The sequence below is a fragment of the Pseudomonas sp. NPDC087358 genome (assembly GCF_044900785.1).
Lineage (GTDB): Bacteria > Pseudomonadota > Gammaproteobacteria > Pseudomonadales > Pseudomonadaceae > Aquipseudomonas.
Map to the genome: position 1 here is coordinate 505,501 of NZ_JBJDOA010000001.1, position 17,007 is coordinate 522,507.

Here is a 17,007-nt window from a genome sequence, read left to right on the forward strand (position 1 = left end):
TCACGACGCTGTTACTCCGTACCGGCCGATATAGATAGAAGGAAAGCAGTTCGATGCCGCAGGTGGACCCAGATTTGTTCGATCGCGGCCAGTTTCAGGCCGAACTGGCGCTCAAGGCCAGTCCCATCGCCGCCTTCAAGAAGGCTATCCGTCAGGCCCGCGAGGTGCTGGACGAACGCTTCAAGTCGGGCCGGGACATCCGCCGCCTGATCGAGGATCGGGCCTGGTTCGTCGACAACATCCTGCAACAGGCCTGGGAGCAGTTCGACTGGAGCGAAGACGCCGACATCGCGCTGCTGGCAGTCGGCGGCTACGGTCGCGGCGAACTGCACCCCTATTCGGACATCGACCTGCTGATCCTGCTGGAAAGTGCCGATCACGAAGTGTTCCGTGACTCCATCGAGCGCTTTCTGACGCTGTTGTGGGACATTGGCCTTGAGGTCGGTCAGAGCGTGCGCTCGGTCGATGAATGCGCCAGCGAGGCACGCGCCGACCTGACAGTGATCACCAACCTGATGGAAAGCCGCACCATTGCCGGTCCCGAGCGTCTGCGCCAGCGCATGCTGGAAGTCACCAGCCCCGGCGAGATGTGGCCGAGCAAGGAGTTCTTCCTCGCCAAACGTGCCGAGCAGAAGACCCGCCATCACAAATATTTCGACACCGAGTACAACCTGGAACCCAACGTCAAGGGTTCGCCCGGCGGCCTGCGGGACATCCAGACCATCCTGTGGGTGGCCCGGCGGCAATACGGCACCCTGAACCTGCATGCGCTGGCCGACCAGGGCTTTCTGCTGGAAAGCGAAAACGCCTTGCTGGCCTCCTCCCAGGAGTTTCTCTGGAAGGTGCGCTACGCCCTGCACATGCTCGCCGGCCGCTCGGAGGATCGCCTGCTGTTCGATTACCAGACCAGCATCGCGCGCCTGCTCGGCTATCAGGACAGTGATGCGAAGCTGGCCATCGAACGCTTCATGCAGAAGTACTACCGCGTGGTCATGAGCATCGCCCAGTTGAGCGACCTGATCATCCAGCACTTCGAAGAAGTGATTCTTTCGGACGATCAAAACACCGTCACCGAGTCGATCAATTCACGCTTCCAGCTGCATGACGGCTACATCGAGGCGACCCATCCGAATGTCTTCAAGCGCACGCCGTTCGCGATGCTGGAGATTTTCGTGCTGATGGCCCAGCGGCCGGAAATCAAGGGCGTGCGGGCTGACACCATTCGCCTGCTGCGCGAACACCGGCACCTGATCAACGACGATTTTCGTAACGATATCCGCAACACCAGCCTGTTCATCGAGCTGTTCAAGTGCGAGATCGGCATCCACCGCAACCTGCGCAGGATGAACCGCTACGGCATCCTTGGCCTGTATCTGCCGGAGTTCGGCCACATCGTCGGGCAGATGCAGCACGACCTGTTCCATATCTATACGGTCGATGCCCACACGCTGAACCTGATCAAGCACCTGCGTAAGCTTCAATACACCCAGGTGTCAGATAAATTCCCGCTGGCCAGCAAGCTCATGGGCAAGCTGCCCAAACCGGAACTGATCTACCTGGCGGGCCTGTACCACGACATCGGCAAGGGTCGCGGCGGCGATCACTCCGAGCTGGGCGCGGTCGATGCCGAAGCGTTTGGCATCCGCCATCACCTGCCCGACTGGGACACCCGGCTGATCGTCTGGCTGGTGCAAAATCACCTGGTGATGTCCACCACGGCCCAGCGCAAGGATCTGTCCGACCCGCAGGTGATTCACGATTTCGCCCAGTTCGTGGGCGATGAAGTGCATCTGGACTACCTCTATGTGCTGACCATCGCCGACATCAACGCGACCAATCCGACCCTCTGGAACTCCTGGCGCGCCAGCCTGCTGCGCCAGCTGTACACCGAGACCAAGCGTGCGCTCAAACGCGGGCTGGAGAACCCGGTCGATCGCGAAGAGCAGATCCGTCGCACACAGAGTGCCGCGCTGGATATTCTGGTGCGCAGTGGCACTGATCCGGACGACGTGGAACAGCTGTGGTCGCAATTGGGGGACGATTACTTCCTGCGCCATACCGCAGGCGACGTGGCCTGGCACAGTGATGCCATTCTCCAGCAGCCGGCCGATGGCGGGCCGCTGGTGCTGGTCAAGGAGACCACTCAGCGCGAGTTCGAAGGCGGCACCCAGATCTTCATTTATGCCCCGGATCAGCATGACTTCTTTGCCGTGACGGTTGCGGCAATGGACCAGCTGAACCTGAACATCCATGACGCACGAGTGATCACCTCCACCAGCCAGTTCACCCTCGACACCTACATCGTGCTCGACAATGACGGCGGCTCGATTGGCGATAATCCTGAACGCATCAGGGCCATCCGTGACGGTCTTGCCGAGGCGCTGCGCAACCCGGACGACTACCCGACCATCATCAAACGGCGGGTCCCGCGCCAGCTCAAGCACTTCGCATTCGCGCCCGTAGTGACGATTTCCAATGATGCGCAGCGGCCAGTGACCGTACTCGAGCTCAGCGCCCCGGACCGCCCCGGGCTGCTGGCACGGGTCGGCAAGATCTTCCTGGAATTCGACCTGTCGTTGCAGAATGCAAAGATCGCGACCCTCGGCGAGCGGGTCGAAGACGTGTTCTTCCTCACCGATGAAAACAACCAGCCACTGTCCGACCCGCAACTGTGCAGCCGTCTGCGAGACGCGATTGTTCAGCAGCTGAGCGTCAACCCAGAGCCTGGCAGCGAGTTGCGCATCAGCATCTGACGCCCCTTTATTCGATTCAACGGCGCCCGCCCCTCCCGCTCGCTCGGGACGGGCAGCGCCCCGCTCCTGAGACCGATTGCCATGAATAACGCCCTGCAACAGCTCCAGCCTTATCCCTTCGAGAAGCTTCGCGCCCTGCTCGGCAGTGTCACGCCGAACCCGGACAAACGCCCGATCGCCTTGTCGATCGGCGAGCCCAAGCACAAGTCGCCGGCATTCGTGGCCAAAGCCCTGGCCGACAACCTCGATCAGATGGCGGTTTATCCGACCACCGCCGGCATCCCTGCCCTGCGTGAAGCCATCGCCGCATGGTGCGAACGTCGGTTCAACGTACCCGCAGGCTGGCTGGATGCGAGTAAACACGTGCTGCCGGTCAATGGCACCCGCGAAGCACTGTTCGCCTTCACCCAGACCGTGGTCAACCGCAGCGACGATGGTCTGGTCATCAGCCCCAACCCGTTCTATCAGATCTACGAAGGCGCAGCCTTCCTCGCCGGGGCCAAGCCACATTACTTGCCGTGCCTGATCGAACACGGCTTCAACCCGGACTTCGACGCCGTGCCCGCGGAGATCTGGAAGCGCTGCCAGATTCTTTTCCTGTGCTCGCCAGGCAACCCGACCGGTGCGCTGATTCCGCTGCAAACCCTGAAGAAGCTGATCGCCCTGGCTGACGAGCATGATTTCGTGATCGCGGCCGACGAATGCTACAGCGAGCTATACTTCGACGAAGACGCACCACCTGCGGGGTTACTCAGCGCCTGCGCCGAGCTGGGACGGCAGGATTTCAAACGCTGCGTGGTATTCCACAGCCTGTCCAAGCGTTCGAACCTGCCAGGGCTGCGCTCGGGCTTCGTCGCCGGTGACGCCGACATCCTCAAGGCCTTTCTGCTTTACCGCACCTACCACGGCTGCGCGATGCCGATCCAGACTCAGCTGGCAAGTATCGCCGCCTGGAACGACGAAGAACACGTACAGGCCAACCGCGCGCTGTATCGCGAAAAATTCGACGCGGTGCTGCAAATCCTTTCGCCGGTGATGGACGTGCAGCGCCCTGACGGCGGTTTCTATTTGTGGCCCGACGTAGGCGGCAACGATGCGCGATTCTGTCGCGACCTGTTCGTCGCCGAGCACGTGACCGTGGTGCCGGGGTCGTACCTGTCGCGTGAGGTTGATGGTTTCAATCCGGGCGCAGGCCGGGTGCGCATGGCGCTGGTCGCCCCGCTTGCCGAATGCGTCGAAGCGGCTGAGCGGATTCGCGAGTTCGTGAAGAGTCGTTGAGCCCCCGCGCGATCTGCCAGGAAAAGCAACGGCAACAGCTGGAGCGCAGAAACTCCCGATCTTCACGCAATCGCGTGTAGATCGGGGTCTGGGGGAGAATTGCATGCGGCATCAAAACGCCAGGTGCGCGAGCCCGAGTCAGTCAGGCTGTTGCACCCTTCGCTCTGCCTACCTCACTACCCCCAGATTAGCCTCATTGAGGTCCAGCTCGGCCAGCACCATGCGCAGCACGTCATCGCCGATCTGGTGATGACGGTGCAGGCTGTACAGCTCCAGGCGCTGGGCGCGCAGGGCGTTGATGCGCAGGCGCTTCTCCAGCTGATCCATCTGAAACGCCAGTGCCTGGGCCTCGGCGGTGTCATTGAAGATCTCCAGGCGGTGGCGGTATTCGGACATGATTCGCGACTTCACTTCGGTGGCCAGCACCGCCTGCGCAGCATCGGGCGAGTTGCTGGTGCCCGGCATCTGTTCATTTTCCAAGGTCTGGATCGCGGCTTGGGCCGTGCGCTTCCAGGCATCACGCACTTCGCGTTTCAGGCGCAGGTCCGGCTCACTGACCAGCCCGCGCAACAACAACGGCAAGCAAGTACTGGCCGCCACCAGCGACAGCAGAATCACGCCGGCGGCGATGAAAATCAGCAGATCACGCTCCGGAAAATCCACGCCTTCGGCAATCAGCATGGGCACCGACAGAATACCGGCCAGGGTCACCGCGCCGCGCACGCCGCCGACCGTCAACAGCAATGAAGAACGCGTCGACAACTCCAGCGATCCGTCACCACGCCCGCGCCAGCGCCTGATCCGAATCATCAGGCGCCAGACGCTTTGCACCCAGACGTAGCGCAGCACCGCCAGCACCACGAAAATCGCCAGCACATCCAGGCAACGCCAGAGCAGGGTCGGCCAAAGCGTGATTTCATGGTGGGTCACGGCTGCGACGATGTCAGGCAACTGCAAGCCCAGCAGCAGGAAGATCAGGCCGTTGAAGGCAAACTCCAACAGGGTCCAGACGCTGCGATTGAGCAGCCGGGTACTGGTCTGGCGCGGCAACAGGTCAACCCAGCTCTGCATCATCCCCGCCGCCACCGCCGAGAGGATGCCGGAAACCCCCAGTCTTTCCGCCAGCACGTAGGCGGCAAACGGCAGCAGCAACATGAACACCACATGGGTCGCCGGATCGTCCCAGCCGCGGGTAATCATCCAGCTGCGAAAACGCCCCACCAGCCAGCTCAAGGCAACCCCCACCGCCAGACCACCGCAGGCCACCAGCAGGAAAGTCAGGCTGGCGTCGGTCAGCGAGAACACGCCAGTGATAGCTGCGGCCAAGGCGAATTTGAAGGTGACCAGGCCCGAAGCGTCATTCATCAGGGCCTCGCCCTGCAGCATGCGCATGATCGGTGCGGGCAGACGATCCTGGGCAATCGCCGACACGGCCACCGCGTCTGTAGGAGAAAGGACAGCCGCCAGGGCGAACGCCACCGGCAGAGGCACCGTGGGCAACAGCCAGTGGATGAAGTACCCGGCACCCATGACCGTGAAAATCACCAGCCCTACCGCCATGGTCAGGATGGGTCCGCGATAACGCCAGAAATCGCGCTTGGGCATGCGCCAGCCATCGGAAAACAGCAGCGGAGGCAGAAACAGAAAAAGAAACAGTTCGGGGTCGAGCGCGACATGCAGCCCCAGCGTCGGCCAGGCCAGCAATGCCCCCGCCGCGATCTGCACCAGTGGCAATGGCAGCGGAATCACCCGCGCCAGCAATCGTGAGACACCTACCAGCGTCAACAGGATAAGGACGGTATAGGCTGACTGCATTCCAGTAATCCCCAAGCGAGCCACTTTATAACGACACCCCGAGCAGACCGTGGTGCAGCGTCGAAGTGCCATATTAGCGGTTTAAAGTGATGCCCCGTCGTTGCCACTCCAGTGCAGGCTCGCGCAAAAACATTCACACGCACACACAAAGCATCGCCAGGCCGCGCTCAAGTGGTTTGTACGTGGCATAATCCGTCACCGTTTTTTCAAGCATCTCAAAGGGGGCAAGCTCATGGCTGACAACACGTTGCACCTGTACGGGATCAAAGCCTGCGACACAATGAAGAAAGCTCGCACCTGGCTTGACGAGAAATCGGTGAGCTACGATTTCCACGACTATAAAACCCAGGGCATCGACCGCGAACACCTGAACCAGTGGTGCAACGAGCACGGCTGGCAGACGGTACTCAATCGCGCCGGCACGACCTTTCGCAAGCTGGACGAGGCGCAAAAAGCCGATCTCGACCAAGGAAAGGCGATCGAACTGATGCTTGCCCAGCCGTCGATGATCAAGCGCCCCGTGCTCGATCTGGGCGGCAAGACCCTGATTGGCTTCAAACCCGAACTGTACGCAGCAGCTATCGCCTGATTGAGATAGCCATTTAGAGATCAACGAGGTAATCGCATGTCCACTTCCCTGTTCAGCCTGGCCTTCGGCGTCGGCACTCAAAACCGTCAAGGCACCTGGCTGGAAGTTTTCTACGCCCTGCCATTGCTCAACCCGTCGGCAGAAATCGTCGCCGCTGTCGCGCCGATCCTGGGCTATACCGGTGGCAATCAGGCCATCAGCTTCAATACCGACCTGGCCTCGAAACTGGCCGACGCACTGAAATCAGTCGACGCTGCCCAGGCGGCACTGCTGACCCGCCTGGCCGAGAGCCATAAACCGCTGGTCGCGACCGTGCTGGCCGAAGACGCCGCGCTGACCTCCACGCCTGAGGCGTACCTGAAGCTGCACCTGCTGTCCCATCGTCTGGTCAAGCCGCACGGCCTGAGCCTGGCAGGTGTATTCCCGCTGCTGCCGAATGTGGCATGGACCAGCCAGGGCGCAATCGACCTGGGCGAACTGGCCGAGCGCCAACTGGAAGCGCGCCTCAAAGGCCAGCTGCTGGAAGTGTTCTCGGTGGACAAGTTCCCGAAAATGACCGACTACGTGGTCCCGGCTGGCGTGCGTATCGCTGATACCGCGCGTGTTCGTCTGGGCGCCTACGTCGGCGAAGGCACCACCGTGATGCACGAAGGTTTCGTCAACTTCAACGGCGGTACCGAAGGCCCGGGCATGATCGAAGGCCGCGTATCGGCTGGCGTGTTCGTCGGCAAGGGCTCTGACCTGGGTGGCGGCTGCTCGACCATGGGCACCCTGTCCGGCGGCGGTAACATCATCATCAAGGTCGGCGAAGGCTGCCTGATCGGCGCGAACGCCGGTATCGGCATTCCGTTGGGCGATCGCAACACTGTGGAAGCCGGCCTGTACATCACCGCGGGCACCAAAGTGGCGCTGCTGGACGAGAACAACGAGCTGGTCAAGGTGCTCAAAGCCCGTGATCTGGCCGGTCAACCTGACCTGCTGTTCCGCCGCAATTCGCAAACCGGCGCCGTGGAATGCAAATCCCACAAGTCGGCCATCGAGTTGAACGAAGCGCTGCACGCTCACAACTGATCGACGCTGCGCAAGGGTTCGAGCCTGCTCCAAGGCTCGAACCCTCTTCACTGAGCCTAAATGTCATGCCCCTTATTTCTCCCTGGCGCGCTGACTTTCCAGCCCTCGACGCCCTGCAGCGCCAAGGCCAGACCTATCTGGACAGCGCCGCCACCGCACAAAAGCCTCAAGCCCTGATCGACGCGCTGGCGCACTACTACGCCAATGGCGCCGCCAATGTCCATCGCGCGCAACACCTTCCCGGCGCCATGGCCACCCAGGCCTTCGAGGACACTCGCCACAAGGCCGGCGAATGGCTGAACACCGGCTCATCCGGGCAAATCGTCTTCACCCATGGCGCCACCTCTGCCTTCAACCTGCTGGCCTATGGACTGGAGCACCTGTTCCGAGCCGGTGATGAAGTGGTCATCAGCGCCCTGGAGCACCATGCCAACCTCTTGCCGTGGCAGCAGCTGGCCAAACGGCGTGAGCTGAAACTGGTGGTGCTGCCGCTGACGGCCGAGGGCGTGATTGACCTCGATGCAGCGGCCAGCCTGATCACCTCGCGCACTCGCCTGCTGGCTGTCAGCCAGTTGTCTAACGTGCTCGGCACCTGGCAACCCATCGCCCAGCTGGTAGCACTGGCCAGGGTCCAAGGCGCATTGACAGTGGTCGACGGTGCGCAGGGCGTGGTTCACGGTCGGCACGACGTCCAGGCACTGGGCTGTGACTTCTATGTTTTTTCCAGTCACAAGCTGTATGGCCCTGACGGTGTCGGCGTGCTGTTTGGCCGCCATCAGGCGCTGGCGCAACTGCAACATTGGCAGTTCGGCGGCGAGATGGTCCTGCAGACCGATTATCACCAGGCAAGCTTTCGCCCGGCGCCGCTGGGTTTCGAAGCTGGCACGCCGCCGGTCGCCGGGGTGATTGGCCTGGGCGCTACCCTGGACTACCTGAACGACGTCAATCAGGCCGCTGCCGCCGAACACGAAGCTGGCCTGCATGAGCTGTTGCGCGCCGGGCTGATGCTTCGCGAGGGGGTGCAACTGTTGGGCGAGCCACAGGTTGCCCTGGCCAGCTTCGTCGTCGAGGGGGTGCATAACGCCGATCTGGCGCATCTGCTGACCGAGCAAGGCATCGCGGTGCGCGCCGGCCATCATTGCGCAATCCCGCTGATCAGCACCCTGGGCCTGTCGGGCGCGGTGCGGGTATCGCTGGGTATGTACAACGATGCAGAGGATCTGGAGCGTTTTTTCAACGCGCTGGATCAGGCGCTGGAAGTGTTGCGATGAACCTGCCAGCCGATGCGCTGACTGCGCTGGACACCTTCCATGCCTCGTTGGGCTGGGAACAACGGGCGCGTCTGCTGATGCAGTGGGGCGAGCGTTTGCCAGCGGTGGATGACGAAGAAAAGACCGATGAACACTTGGTCGATGGCTGTGAAAGCAAGGTCTGGTTGCTGGGCGAGGTGCTCGACGGCCACTGGCAGTTTCGTGCCGCAAGCGATGCACGCTTGATTCGCGGGCTGGTGGCGGTACTGCTGGCCCGGGTCAACGGGCTGTCGGCCGAGGATTTACAGCAGGTCGATCTGCCCGGCTGGTTCAACCAGCTGGGCCTGAGCCGCCAGCTGTCGCCGTCACGCAGCAACGGTCTGAATGCGGTGCTGCAGAAGATGCGTCAATTGGCGGGCTGATCAGGCCGTCTGGCGGGAAACGCTTCTGCCCGAAGGGCGTTCAGGACTGAATCGCATCCTTGGCCTTGGCCCGATCCGCCGGCCGCCGCACTCCCGCCACAATCTTGTCCACCGCCTTGGTGGCCGCGACCATGCCGAAGGTAGCCGTCACCATCATCACCGCGCCGAAACCACCGGCGCAGTCGAGTTTCACCCCGTCGCCGACGAAGCTTTTCTGCAGGCAGATGCTGCCATCCGGCTTGGGGTAACGCAGCTGCTCGGTGGAGAACACGCACGGCACGCTGTAGTGGCGAGTGACGGTGCGGGAAAACCCGTAATCGCGGCGCAGCGTTGATCGCACTTTTGAAGCCAGCGGATCGTTATAGGTGCGGTTGAGATCGCAGACCTGGATCAGCGTGGGGTCGATCTGACCGCCAGCACCGCCGGTGGTAATGATCTGGATCTTGCGCCGCTTGCACCAGGCGATCAGGGCTGCCTTGGCGTTGACGCTGTCGATGCAGTCGAGCACGCAATCAATATCGGGGGTGATGTACTCGGCCATGGTTTCGCGAGTGACGAAATCGGCCACCGCATGCACCACGCAGTCGGGGTTGATTTCACGCAGCCGGTCAGCCATGACGTCGACCTTGGCCCGACCGACAGTGCTGGTCAACGCGTGCAGCTGGCGATTGCTGTTGCTGACGCAGACATCGTCCAGGTCGAACAGCGAAATCTCGCCCACGCCGCAGCGGGCCATGGCTTCAGCTGCCCAGGAGCCTACGCCGCCAATACCGACCACCGCCACGTGGGCGGCGCGCAGCCGCTCCAGGCCTTCAATGCCGTACAGGCGGGCGACACCGGCAAACCGCGGATCTTCTGTGCTCATGACCAATACCCCAAAAAACCGGCGCGCATTATAGGCCGTGCTTGAGTTTGGGACAGCAGTTGGTTGAGGGTGTTTGGTCTGAAATTTCACAGGCTACCCGCAAAGTACTGTGGGAGCCGGCTGGCTGGCGAAGGCGCTGGGTCAGGCGGCTGATGGTTATCTGGCACACCGCGATCGCCTGCATGCCGGTCCTACAGTGAGCGCGCGCATGCCCCAGGCGAATCGGAGAAACGGACTACATTTTCAGAGGAATAGAACTTCAATCTTTGTCGGTTGCCAAAGGTCGTGCTGGCTGACGTCTGTCAGCTTTCCCCCTGTTCCCCTCTTGGAACCTGAAGTACCTATGCCATCGCGTAAATTTGGACTCAACCTGGTTGTCGTCGTGGCGATCGCCGCGCTGTTCACCGGTTTCTGGGCGTTGATCAACCGTCCCGTGACCACCCCCAACTGGCCCGAACAAATCTCCGGTTTCTCGTATTCTCCCTTCCGTCTGGGCCAGAACCCACAGAAAGACGCGTATCCGTCCGACGATGAAATGCGTCAGGACCTGGAGCTGATGAGCAAGCAGACGGACAACATCCGCATCTATTCGGTGGATGGCACGCTCAAGGACATCCCCAGGCTGGCCGAAGAGTTCGGCCTGCGCGTGACCCTCGGGATCTGGATCAGCCCGGACCTTGAGCGCAATGAACGGGAAATCAACACCGCTATCGAACTGGCGAACACCACTCGCAGTGTGGTTCGTGTGGTGGTGGGCAACGAGGCGCTGTACCGCGAGGAGATCAAGCCCAAGGATCTGATCGCCATCCTCGACCGCGTGCGGGCAGCGGTGAAGGTGCCGGTGACCACCTCCGAACAGTGGCACATCTGGGAGAAATACCCGGAACTGGGCAAGCATGTCGACCTGATCGCTGCGCACATCCTGCCGTACTGGGAACACATCCCGGTGGACAAGGCCGGGCAGTTCGTTTTCGACAGAGCCCGCGAGCTCAAGCACATGTTCCCGAAAAAACCGCTGCTGCTGTCGGAAGTGGGCTGGCCGAGCAACGGCCACATGCGCGGCGGTGCCGACGCGACCCAGGCGGATCAGGCGATCTACCTGCGCACCCTGGTCAACAAGCTCAACCGCCAGGGTTTCAACTACTTCGTGATCGAAGCGTTCGATCAGCCGTGGAAGGCCAGTGACGAAGGTTCGGTCGGTGCCTACTGGGGTGTGTACAACGCCGCTCGGCAGCAGAAATTCAACTTCGAAGGGCCGGTGGTGGCGATTCCCCAATGGCGGGTGCTGGCCATTGGCTCTGCCGTGCTGGCGATGCTGTCCCTGGCGTTGCTGCTGATCGATGGCTCGGCCCTGCGCCAGCGCGGTCGCACCTTCCTGACCTTCATCGCATTCCTGTGTGGCTCGGTGCTGGTCTGGATCGGCTACGACTACAGTCAGCAATACAGCACCTGGTTCAGCCTGCTCGTGGGCTTTTTACTGGCACTCGGCGCCTTCGGGGTATTCATCGTACTGTTGACCGAGGCGCACGAACTGGCCGAGGCGGTCTGGACCCACAAACGACGTCGTGAATTCCTGCCCGTCGAAACGGACTCGGCCTACAGACCAAAAGTCTCGATACACGTGCCCTGCTACAACGAGCCGCCGGAGATGGTCAAGCAGACCCTCAACGCCCTGGCCGCGCTGGATTACCCCGACTTCGAAGTGCTGCTGATCGACAACAACACCAAGGACCCTGCGGTGTGGGAACCGGTCAAGGCGCACTGCGAGATGCTCGGCGCGCGCTTCAAGTTCTTCCACGTCGCACCGCTGGCCGGTTTCAAGGGCGGCGCCCTGAACTACCTGATCCCGCATACCGCGCCGGATGCTGAAGTCATCGCGGTCATCGACTCGGACTACTGCGTGGACCGCAACTGGCTCAAGCACATGGTCCCGCATTTCGCCGATCCGAAAATCGCCGTGGTGCAATCGCCGCAGGACTATCGCGACCAGCACGAAAGCGCGTTCAAGAAGCTCTGCTATTCAGAGTACAAGGGCTTCTTCTACATCGGCATGGTCACCCGCAACGACCGTGACGCGATCATCCAGCACGGCACCATGACCATGACCCGCCGATCGGTGCTCGAAGAGTTGGGCTGGGCCGACTGGTGCATCTGTGAAGACGCCGAACTGGGCCTGCGCGTGTTCGAGAAGGGCTATTCAGCGGCCTATGCGCACAACAGCTACGGCAAGGGCCTGATGCCCGATACCTTCATCGACTTCAAGAAACAGCGTTTCCGTTGGGCCTATGGCGCGATTCAGATCATCAAGCGGCACGCCGCGAGCCTGTTGCGCGGCAAGGACACCGAGCTGACTCGCGGCCAGCGTTACCACTTCCTCGCCGGCTGGCTGCCATGGGTGGCAGACGGCATGAACATCTTCTTCACGGTCGGTGCCTTGCTCTGGTCGTCGGCGATGATCATCGTGCCGAATCGCGTCGACCCGCCGCTGCTGATCTTCGCGATCCCGCCGCTGGCGCTGTTTTTCTTCAAGGTCGGCAAGATCATCTTCCTCTACCGCCGCGCCGTTGGCGTGAACCTCAAGGATGCGTTCTACGCGGCGCTGGCCGGGCTTGCGCTGTCGCACACCATCGCCAAAGCGGTGCTGTATGGCTTCTTCACCACCAGCATCCCGTTCTTTCGCACCCCGAAAAACGCCGACAGCCATGGCTTGCTGGTGGCGATTTCCGAAGCCCGCGAGGAGCTGTTCATCATGCTGTTGCTGTGGGGCGCGGCGCTGGGCATCTGCCTGGTGCAGGGGCTGCCGAGCAATGACATGCGTTTCTGGGTGACCATGCTGCTGGTCCAGTCGCTGCCGTATCTGGCCGCGCTGATCATGGCCTTTCTGTCGTCGCTGCCCAAACCCAAGGCGGCAACGGAGCCCGCCACGGCCTGAAACAATTGTGCGCTGGACCAAACGGCGGCCTTCGGGTCGCCGTTTTGCATTAGAATGTCCCCCTTTTTTAGCCTTGTAGCTTCCTTCACGGACCTTTCATGACAGCCCCAGCCGACCTCTCGCCCACCTTGCAACTCGCCTGCGACCTGATCCGTCGCCCATCGGTCACGCCGCTCGACGCCGATTGCCAGGCCGTGATGATGAAACGCCTGGGCGACGCCGGTTTCATGCTGGAGCCGATGCGCATCGAGGACGTGGACAATTTCTGGGCGACCCACGGCACTCAGGAAGGTCCGGTGCTGTGCTTTGCCGGTCACACCGACGTAGTCCCCACCGGGCCCGTGAAGGCCTGGCAGAACGATCCGTTCGACGCACTGATCGACGAAGACGGCATGCTCTGCGGGCGTGGCGCGGCTGACATGAAGGGCAGCCTGGCGTCGATGATCATCGCCAGCGAACGCTTCGTCGCCGACTATCCGGATCACAAAGGCAAAGTTGCGTACCTGATCACCAGCGACGAAGAAGGCCCTGCGCACCACGGCACCAAAGCGGTGGTCGAACGTCTGGCCGCACGCCAGGAGCGTCTGGACTGGTGCATCGTCGGCGAGCCATCGAGCACCACGCTGGTGGGGGACGTGGTCAAGAACGGCCGTCGTGGCTCGCTCGGCGCGACGCTGACGGTCAAGGGAAAACAGGGTCACGTCGCGTATCCGCATCTGGCGAAGAACCCTATCCATCTGACGGCGCCCGCACTGGCCGAACTGGCCGCCGAGCATTGGGATGAAGGCAACGCTTTCTTTCCGCCAACCAGCTTCCAGATCTCCAATCTGAATTCCGGCACGGGTGCGACCAATGTGATTCCGGGCGACCTGGTGGCGGTGTTCAACTTCCGCTTCTCCACCGAATCCACGGTTGAAGGCCTCAAGAAGCGCGTGGCTGACATTCTCGACCGGCACGGGCTTGACTGGCACGTGGAGTGGGCGCTGTCCGGCCTGCCGTTCCTGACTGAACCGGGCGCCTTGCTCGATGCGGTGTCGGCCAGTATCAAAAGCGTCACCGGCCGTCAGACCCAGGCCTCGACCAGCGGCGGCACCTCGGACGGTCGTTTCATCGCAACCCTGGGCACCCAGGTGGTTGAAGTCGGTCCGGTCAACGCCACGATCCATCAGGTGAACGAGCGCATTCTGGCCAGTGATCTCGAGGTACTGACCGAGATCTACTACCAGACTCTGGTCAAGTTGCTCGCCTGATGCTCACCTGCCCGATCTGCTCAGCCCCGCTCGACGCAGCGGACAACGGCGTGGTGTGCCCGGTCGGCCACCGCTTCGACCGCGCCCGTCAGGGCTACCTGAACCTGCTGCCGGTGCAGCACAAGAACAGCCGTGACCCTGGCGACAATCAGGCGATGGTGCAAGCGCGCCGCGGTTTCCTCAATGCCGGCCATTACGCCCCGGTGGCAAAGCGCCTGGCTGAGCTGGCCGCCGAACGTGCACCGGCCCACTGGCTGGACATCGGCTGTGGCGAGGGTTACTACACCGCGCAAATCGCCCAGGAGCTGCCTGCCGCCGATGCTTATGCCCTGGATATCTCCCGGGAAGCGGTCAAGCGTGCCTGCAAGCGTGACCCACGGTTGACCTGGTTGATCGCCAGCATGGCCCGCGTGCCGCTGCCGGACGCCAGCATCCAGTTCATTGCCAGCGTATTCAGCCCCCTGGACTGGGACGAAGCCAAGCGCCTGCTGACACCCGGCGGTGGCCTGATGCGCGTAGGACCGACCAGCGAGCACCTGATGGAATTGCGTCAGCGCCTGTACGACGAAGTCCGCGATTATGCCGATGACAAGCATCTGGCGCTGGTCCCGGAAGGCATGAGCCTGCAACACAGTGAAACCCTGCGCTTCAAGCTCACGCTGGCAGACGGCCAGGCCCGCGCCAACCTGCTGGCCATGACCCCCCACGGCTGGCGCGCCAGTGCCGAACGCCGCGCCAGTGTCATCGATCAGGTCGAGCCGTTCGAGGTCACAGTCTCCATGCGCTACGATTACTTCGTTCTGCAGTGAGCGCTTGCGCAAATACGTACACCGAATGAATCCGCGAATGGATTTTCCAGAACACTGACGAGGCATCCATGCGCCAACCCGACATCGAGATTTACCTCAAAGACGCTGACGTCGACCACAAGGCGATCACCACCTGGCTGACAGCAGCCGTTGGCCCGTGCAGCGAATGGGTGCAGAAAGGCCAGACCTGGAAATGCACCGCCGGCAGCATCCCGGTCACCTGGATTCCCAAGGCCGTGGGCAAGTGGAACAGCCTGTGCCTGGACAGCGACCAGACGCCCTGGGAAGACGACATCGCCTGCGCCCGCGCAGCCTTCACCGCGCTGAACGTCGAAGTCCGCTGCGCGCCGGGCACCTGGGTTGAAGAAGAAAGCGAGGAAGACGCCGATCGCTGGATCCGCATCAGCGCCGATGGCGAGGAAGAAATCACCTGGCGTACGGCGTAAGACACCGCCGATCTTGAACAAGCTCACCCTACAGGGAGTAACATCGCCTTTTGGGGAGAGCTGGTTCGCGATGTAACTACCAGACGGTCACCGTCGCTGGTAGGGCGTCCTTCCATTGTCTTGAAGTCTTGGAAGCGGGGAGTCAATCAACCACCCAGCGCAGGTACTCTCCAAAAGCGTTTCCAGGCGTAAGTATGAGTTTGATCGCCATGAAACAGCAGATGATCACCAGCAATGGTTTGATTAACTGCGAGCCGAATCGCACAGCGCAACGCGTGCCCAGTTGCGCCCCTGCAAAGGCAGCAACGGCCATCGCCATCGCGAGCGGAAGAATGATCGTTCCCTGCGTCGAAAACACCGTCAATGCGCCAAGATTGCAAGATGCATTCAGCAGTTTGCTGTTGGCCATGGCTCTAAGAACCCCCTGCCCCATGAGCACGACGAACGCGACCATGAAGAAAGAACCCACCCCAGCCCAAAGACTCCATCATAAAAACCAATGAGCGGTGCCGCCAACAAACAGAAAGCAATGACCGGAATCCTGGCCTCTGTGTCTTGATTCTCCAGGTCAGGGGCAAACGTGAAGTACAACGCTACCAGTATCAACAGCGCAGGAACTATGGTTTCCAGCGCCTCTTTTGGCAGGTAACCCAGCGAGAGGGCGCCACCAGCACCGCCAACAAATGACATGGCCGCCATCGGTAAACCCGAACGCCATTCAATCTTTCCATTCAGGGCAAAAGCGACAGTTGCCGAAACAGTGGCCGAAGCCGCTTGAAGTTTGTTGGTAGCGATCGCCGCAACCGGATTAACGCCTGCTATCAATAACGCCGGCAAGGTTATCAATCCCCCTCCTCCGGCGATAGCATCCAGAAACCCGGCAACAAACGCCACGGCAGTCAGCCCTAACAAGACGGATATTTCAACTTCCATGAATACTCCCAACTTCTTGAAGATGTGTTTTTAAAGCTAGCCTCTAACGAGAAGCGGATCTTCATTCAGTACCACGGGTTGAGCAAATTGCGAGTAGCCAAACAAACGGACCAGAAGCCGGCGGTTATCGCGTATCAACTCCCGGCACTGCTGGGGGCTCAACAGTCCCAGCAGGTTGGTTGCATATTTTCTCGCCATTGCCTGACTTCCCTGTGCTTGAGGCCCGCCTCCGGCTGCCAGCCTCTGGGCATACACCTCAAGTTGCAAAGACTGGTATGCCGTCAACCAAACCTCTGAGATTTCATCAGACTTATTATTATCAAACAAATGAGTATCCATACCGCATCTCCCTTTCCCCTTTTTGATTTTTTATCGAGATTTATTATGTAGAAAAACCTTGATCGGTCAATGCGAGGGACAATCACCAACAACCGAATATCCAAGTTAGAGCCCGAAGCTTGAAAGCCCAAGATAGGAAATATCTACTGATAGCGTAGGATTTGTAATCCTTCAACCATACACACACATTTAGTTGATAATGACAGCCAAAAAAAACATCCCAACATCACTACATTTTTGGTCTTTATATTTATT

Annotated in this window: 13 protein-coding genes and 1 pseudogene; 10 read left to right on the top strand and 4 right to left on the bottom strand. The window is 60.9% G+C overall.

From position 1 onward, the window contains the following. Nucleotides 1-53: 53 nt before the first annotated feature. Both ACI2KS_RS02250 and dapC read left to right on the top strand, forming a co-directional pair. A complete protein-coding gene (locus ACI2KS_RS02250) occupies nucleotides 54-2,753 on the top strand; it encodes a [protein-PII] uridylyltransferase (RefSeq protein ID WP_404616771.1) in 2,700 nt (899 codons plus the stop codon). 81 nt (nucleotides 2,754-2,834) lie between these two features. Then, on the top strand, nucleotides 2,835-4,031 hold the full coding sequence (gene dapC, locus ACI2KS_RS02255; protein ID WP_404616773.1) for a succinyldiaminopimelate transaminase: 1,197 nt from the start codon (nucleotides 2,835-2,837) through the stop codon (nucleotides 4,029-4,031). Nucleotides 4,032-4,199: 168 nt separating this feature from the next. On the opposite strand, the gene ACI2KS_RS02260 is transcribed toward dapC, so the two are convergent. Further along, nucleotides 4,200-5,846: a Na+/H+ antiporter gene (locus ACI2KS_RS02260; RefSeq protein ID WP_404616775.1), complete on the bottom strand. Its 1,647-nt coding sequence runs from the start codon at nucleotides 5,844-5,846 to the stop codon at nucleotides 4,200-4,202. Nucleotides 5,847-6,078: 232 nt separating this feature from the next. On the opposite strand from ACI2KS_RS02260, the gene ACI2KS_RS02265 reads away from it, so the two are divergent. The 4 genes from ACI2KS_RS02265 (at nucleotide 6,079) to ACI2KS_RS02280 (ending at nucleotide 9,178) form a co-directional block, all read left to right on the top strand. Beyond that, nucleotides 6,079-6,435 carry an ArsC family reductase gene (locus tag ACI2KS_RS02265; protein WP_404616777.1) on the top strand — a complete coding sequence of 119 codons (357 nt, stop codon included), beginning with the start codon at nucleotides 6,079-6,081 and terminating at the stop codon, nucleotides 6,433-6,435. Nucleotides 6,436-6,471: 36 nt separating this feature from the next. Beyond that, a complete protein-coding gene (dapD, locus tag ACI2KS_RS02270) occupies nucleotides 6,472-7,506 on the top strand; it encodes a 2,3,4,5-tetrahydropyridine-2,6-dicarboxylate N-succinyltransferase (RefSeq protein ID WP_404616779.1) in 1,035 nt (344 codons plus the stop codon). Between the two features lie 65 nt (nucleotides 7,507-7,571). Next, complete coding sequence (locus ACI2KS_RS02275) at nucleotides 7,572-8,777, top strand: aminotransferase class V-fold PLP-dependent enzyme (RefSeq protein ID WP_404616781.1); 1,206 nt, start codon at nucleotides 7,572-7,574, stop codon at nucleotides 8,775-8,777. After that, complete coding sequence (locus ACI2KS_RS02280) at nucleotides 8,774-9,178, top strand: SufE family protein (RefSeq protein ID WP_404616782.1); 405 nt, start codon at nucleotides 8,774-8,776, stop codon at nucleotides 9,176-9,178. Before ACI2KS_RS02275 ends, ACI2KS_RS02280 begins: the two co-directional genes overlap by 4 nt. Before the next feature lie 40 nt (nucleotides 9,179-9,218). On the opposite strand, the gene tcdA is transcribed toward ACI2KS_RS02280, so the two are convergent. Beyond that, nucleotides 9,219-10,043, bottom strand: coding sequence for a tRNA cyclic N6-threonylcarbamoyladenosine(37) synthase TcdA (tcdA, locus tag ACI2KS_RS02285; protein ID WP_404616784.1), 825 nt, complete (start codon nucleotides 10,041-10,043; stop codon nucleotides 9,219-9,221). A 343-nt stretch (nucleotides 10,044-10,386) separates the two neighbouring features. On the opposite strand from tcdA, the gene ACI2KS_RS02290 reads away from it, so the two are divergent. The 4 genes from ACI2KS_RS02290 to ACI2KS_RS02305 all read left to right on the top strand — a co-directional run bounded on the left by ACI2KS_RS02290 (nucleotide 10,387) and on the right by ACI2KS_RS02305 (nucleotide 15,480). Next, complete coding sequence (locus ACI2KS_RS02290; RefSeq protein WP_404616786.1) at nucleotides 10,387-12,975, top strand: glycosyltransferase family 2 protein; 2,589 nt, start codon at nucleotides 10,387-10,389, stop codon at nucleotides 12,973-12,975. 98 nt (nucleotides 12,976-13,073) lie between these two features. Beyond that, entirely contained in the window at nucleotides 13,074-14,225 is a 1,152-nt protein-coding gene (gene dapE / locus ACI2KS_RS02295; protein WP_404616788.1) for a succinyl-diaminopimelate desuccinylase, read from the top strand. Further along, a complete protein-coding gene (locus ACI2KS_RS02300; RefSeq protein ID WP_404616790.1) occupies nucleotides 14,225-15,034 on the top strand; it encodes a putative RNA methyltransferase in 810 nt (269 codons plus the stop codon). The genes dapE and ACI2KS_RS02300 overlap by 1 nt, the downstream gene beginning before the upstream one ends. Nucleotides 15,035-15,102: 68 nt before the next feature. Then, nucleotides 15,103-15,480: a hypothetical protein gene (locus tag ACI2KS_RS02305; protein ID WP_404616792.1), complete on the top strand. Its 378-nt coding sequence runs from the start codon at nucleotides 15,103-15,105 to the stop codon at nucleotides 15,478-15,480. A gap of 142 nt (nucleotides 15,481-15,622) precedes the next feature. Here the strand turns inward: ACI2KS_RS02305 and ACI2KS_RS02310 are convergent. Beyond that, nucleotides 15,623-16,413: pseudogene (locus ACI2KS_RS02310) on the bottom strand (TSUP family transporter). Nucleotides 16,414-16,449: 36 nt separating this feature from the next. Further along, nucleotides 16,450-16,752, bottom strand: coding sequence for a hypothetical protein (locus tag ACI2KS_RS02315; protein WP_404617277.1), 303 nt, complete (start codon nucleotides 16,750-16,752; stop codon nucleotides 16,450-16,452). Between the last annotated feature and the right edge of the window lie 255 nt (nucleotides 16,753-17,007).

Coding starts and splice junctions, on each gene's coding strand:
- ACI2KS_RS02290 (WP_404616786.1), top strand. CDS start 10,387: ATGCCATCGCGTAAATTTGGACTCAACCTGGTTGTCGTCGTGGCGATC.
- dapC (WP_404616773.1), top strand. CDS start 2,835: ATGAATAACGCCCTGCAACAGCTCCAGCCTTATCCCTTCGAGAAGCTT.
- ACI2KS_RS02300 (WP_404616790.1), top strand. CDS start 14,225: ATGCTCACCTGCCCGATCTGCTCAGCCCCGCTCGACGCAGCGGACAAC.
- ACI2KS_RS02305 (WP_404616792.1), top strand. CDS start 15,103: ATGCGCCAACCCGACATCGAGATTTACCTCAAAGACGCTGACGTCGAC.
- dapE (WP_404616788.1), top strand. CDS start 13,074: ATGACAGCCCCAGCCGACCTCTCGCCCACCTTGCAACTCGCCTGCGAC.
- ACI2KS_RS02260 (WP_404616775.1), bottom strand. CDS start 5,846: ATGCAGTCAGCCTATACCGTCCTTATCCTGTTGACGCTGGTAGGTGTC.
- ACI2KS_RS02275 (WP_404616781.1), top strand. CDS start 7,572: ATGCCCCTTATTTCTCCCTGGCGCGCTGACTTTCCAGCCCTCGACGCC.
- ACI2KS_RS02280 (WP_404616782.1), top strand. CDS start 8,774: ATGAACCTGCCAGCCGATGCGCTGACTGCGCTGGACACCTTCCATGCC.
- dapD (WP_404616779.1), top strand. CDS start 6,472: ATGTCCACTTCCCTGTTCAGCCTGGCCTTCGGCGTCGGCACTCAAAAC.
- tcdA (WP_404616784.1), bottom strand. CDS start 10,043: ATGAGCACAGAAGATCCGCGGTTTGCCGGTGTCGCCCGCCTGTACGGC.
- ACI2KS_RS02250 (WP_404616771.1), top strand. CDS start 54: ATGCCGCAGGTGGACCCAGATTTGTTCGATCGCGGCCAGTTTCAGGCC.
- ACI2KS_RS02315 (WP_404617277.1), bottom strand. CDS start 16,752: ATGGATACTCATTTGTTTGATAATAATAAGTCTGATGAAATCTCAGAG.
- ACI2KS_RS02265 (WP_404616777.1), top strand. CDS start 6,079: ATGGCTGACAACACGTTGCACCTGTACGGGATCAAAGCCTGCGACACA.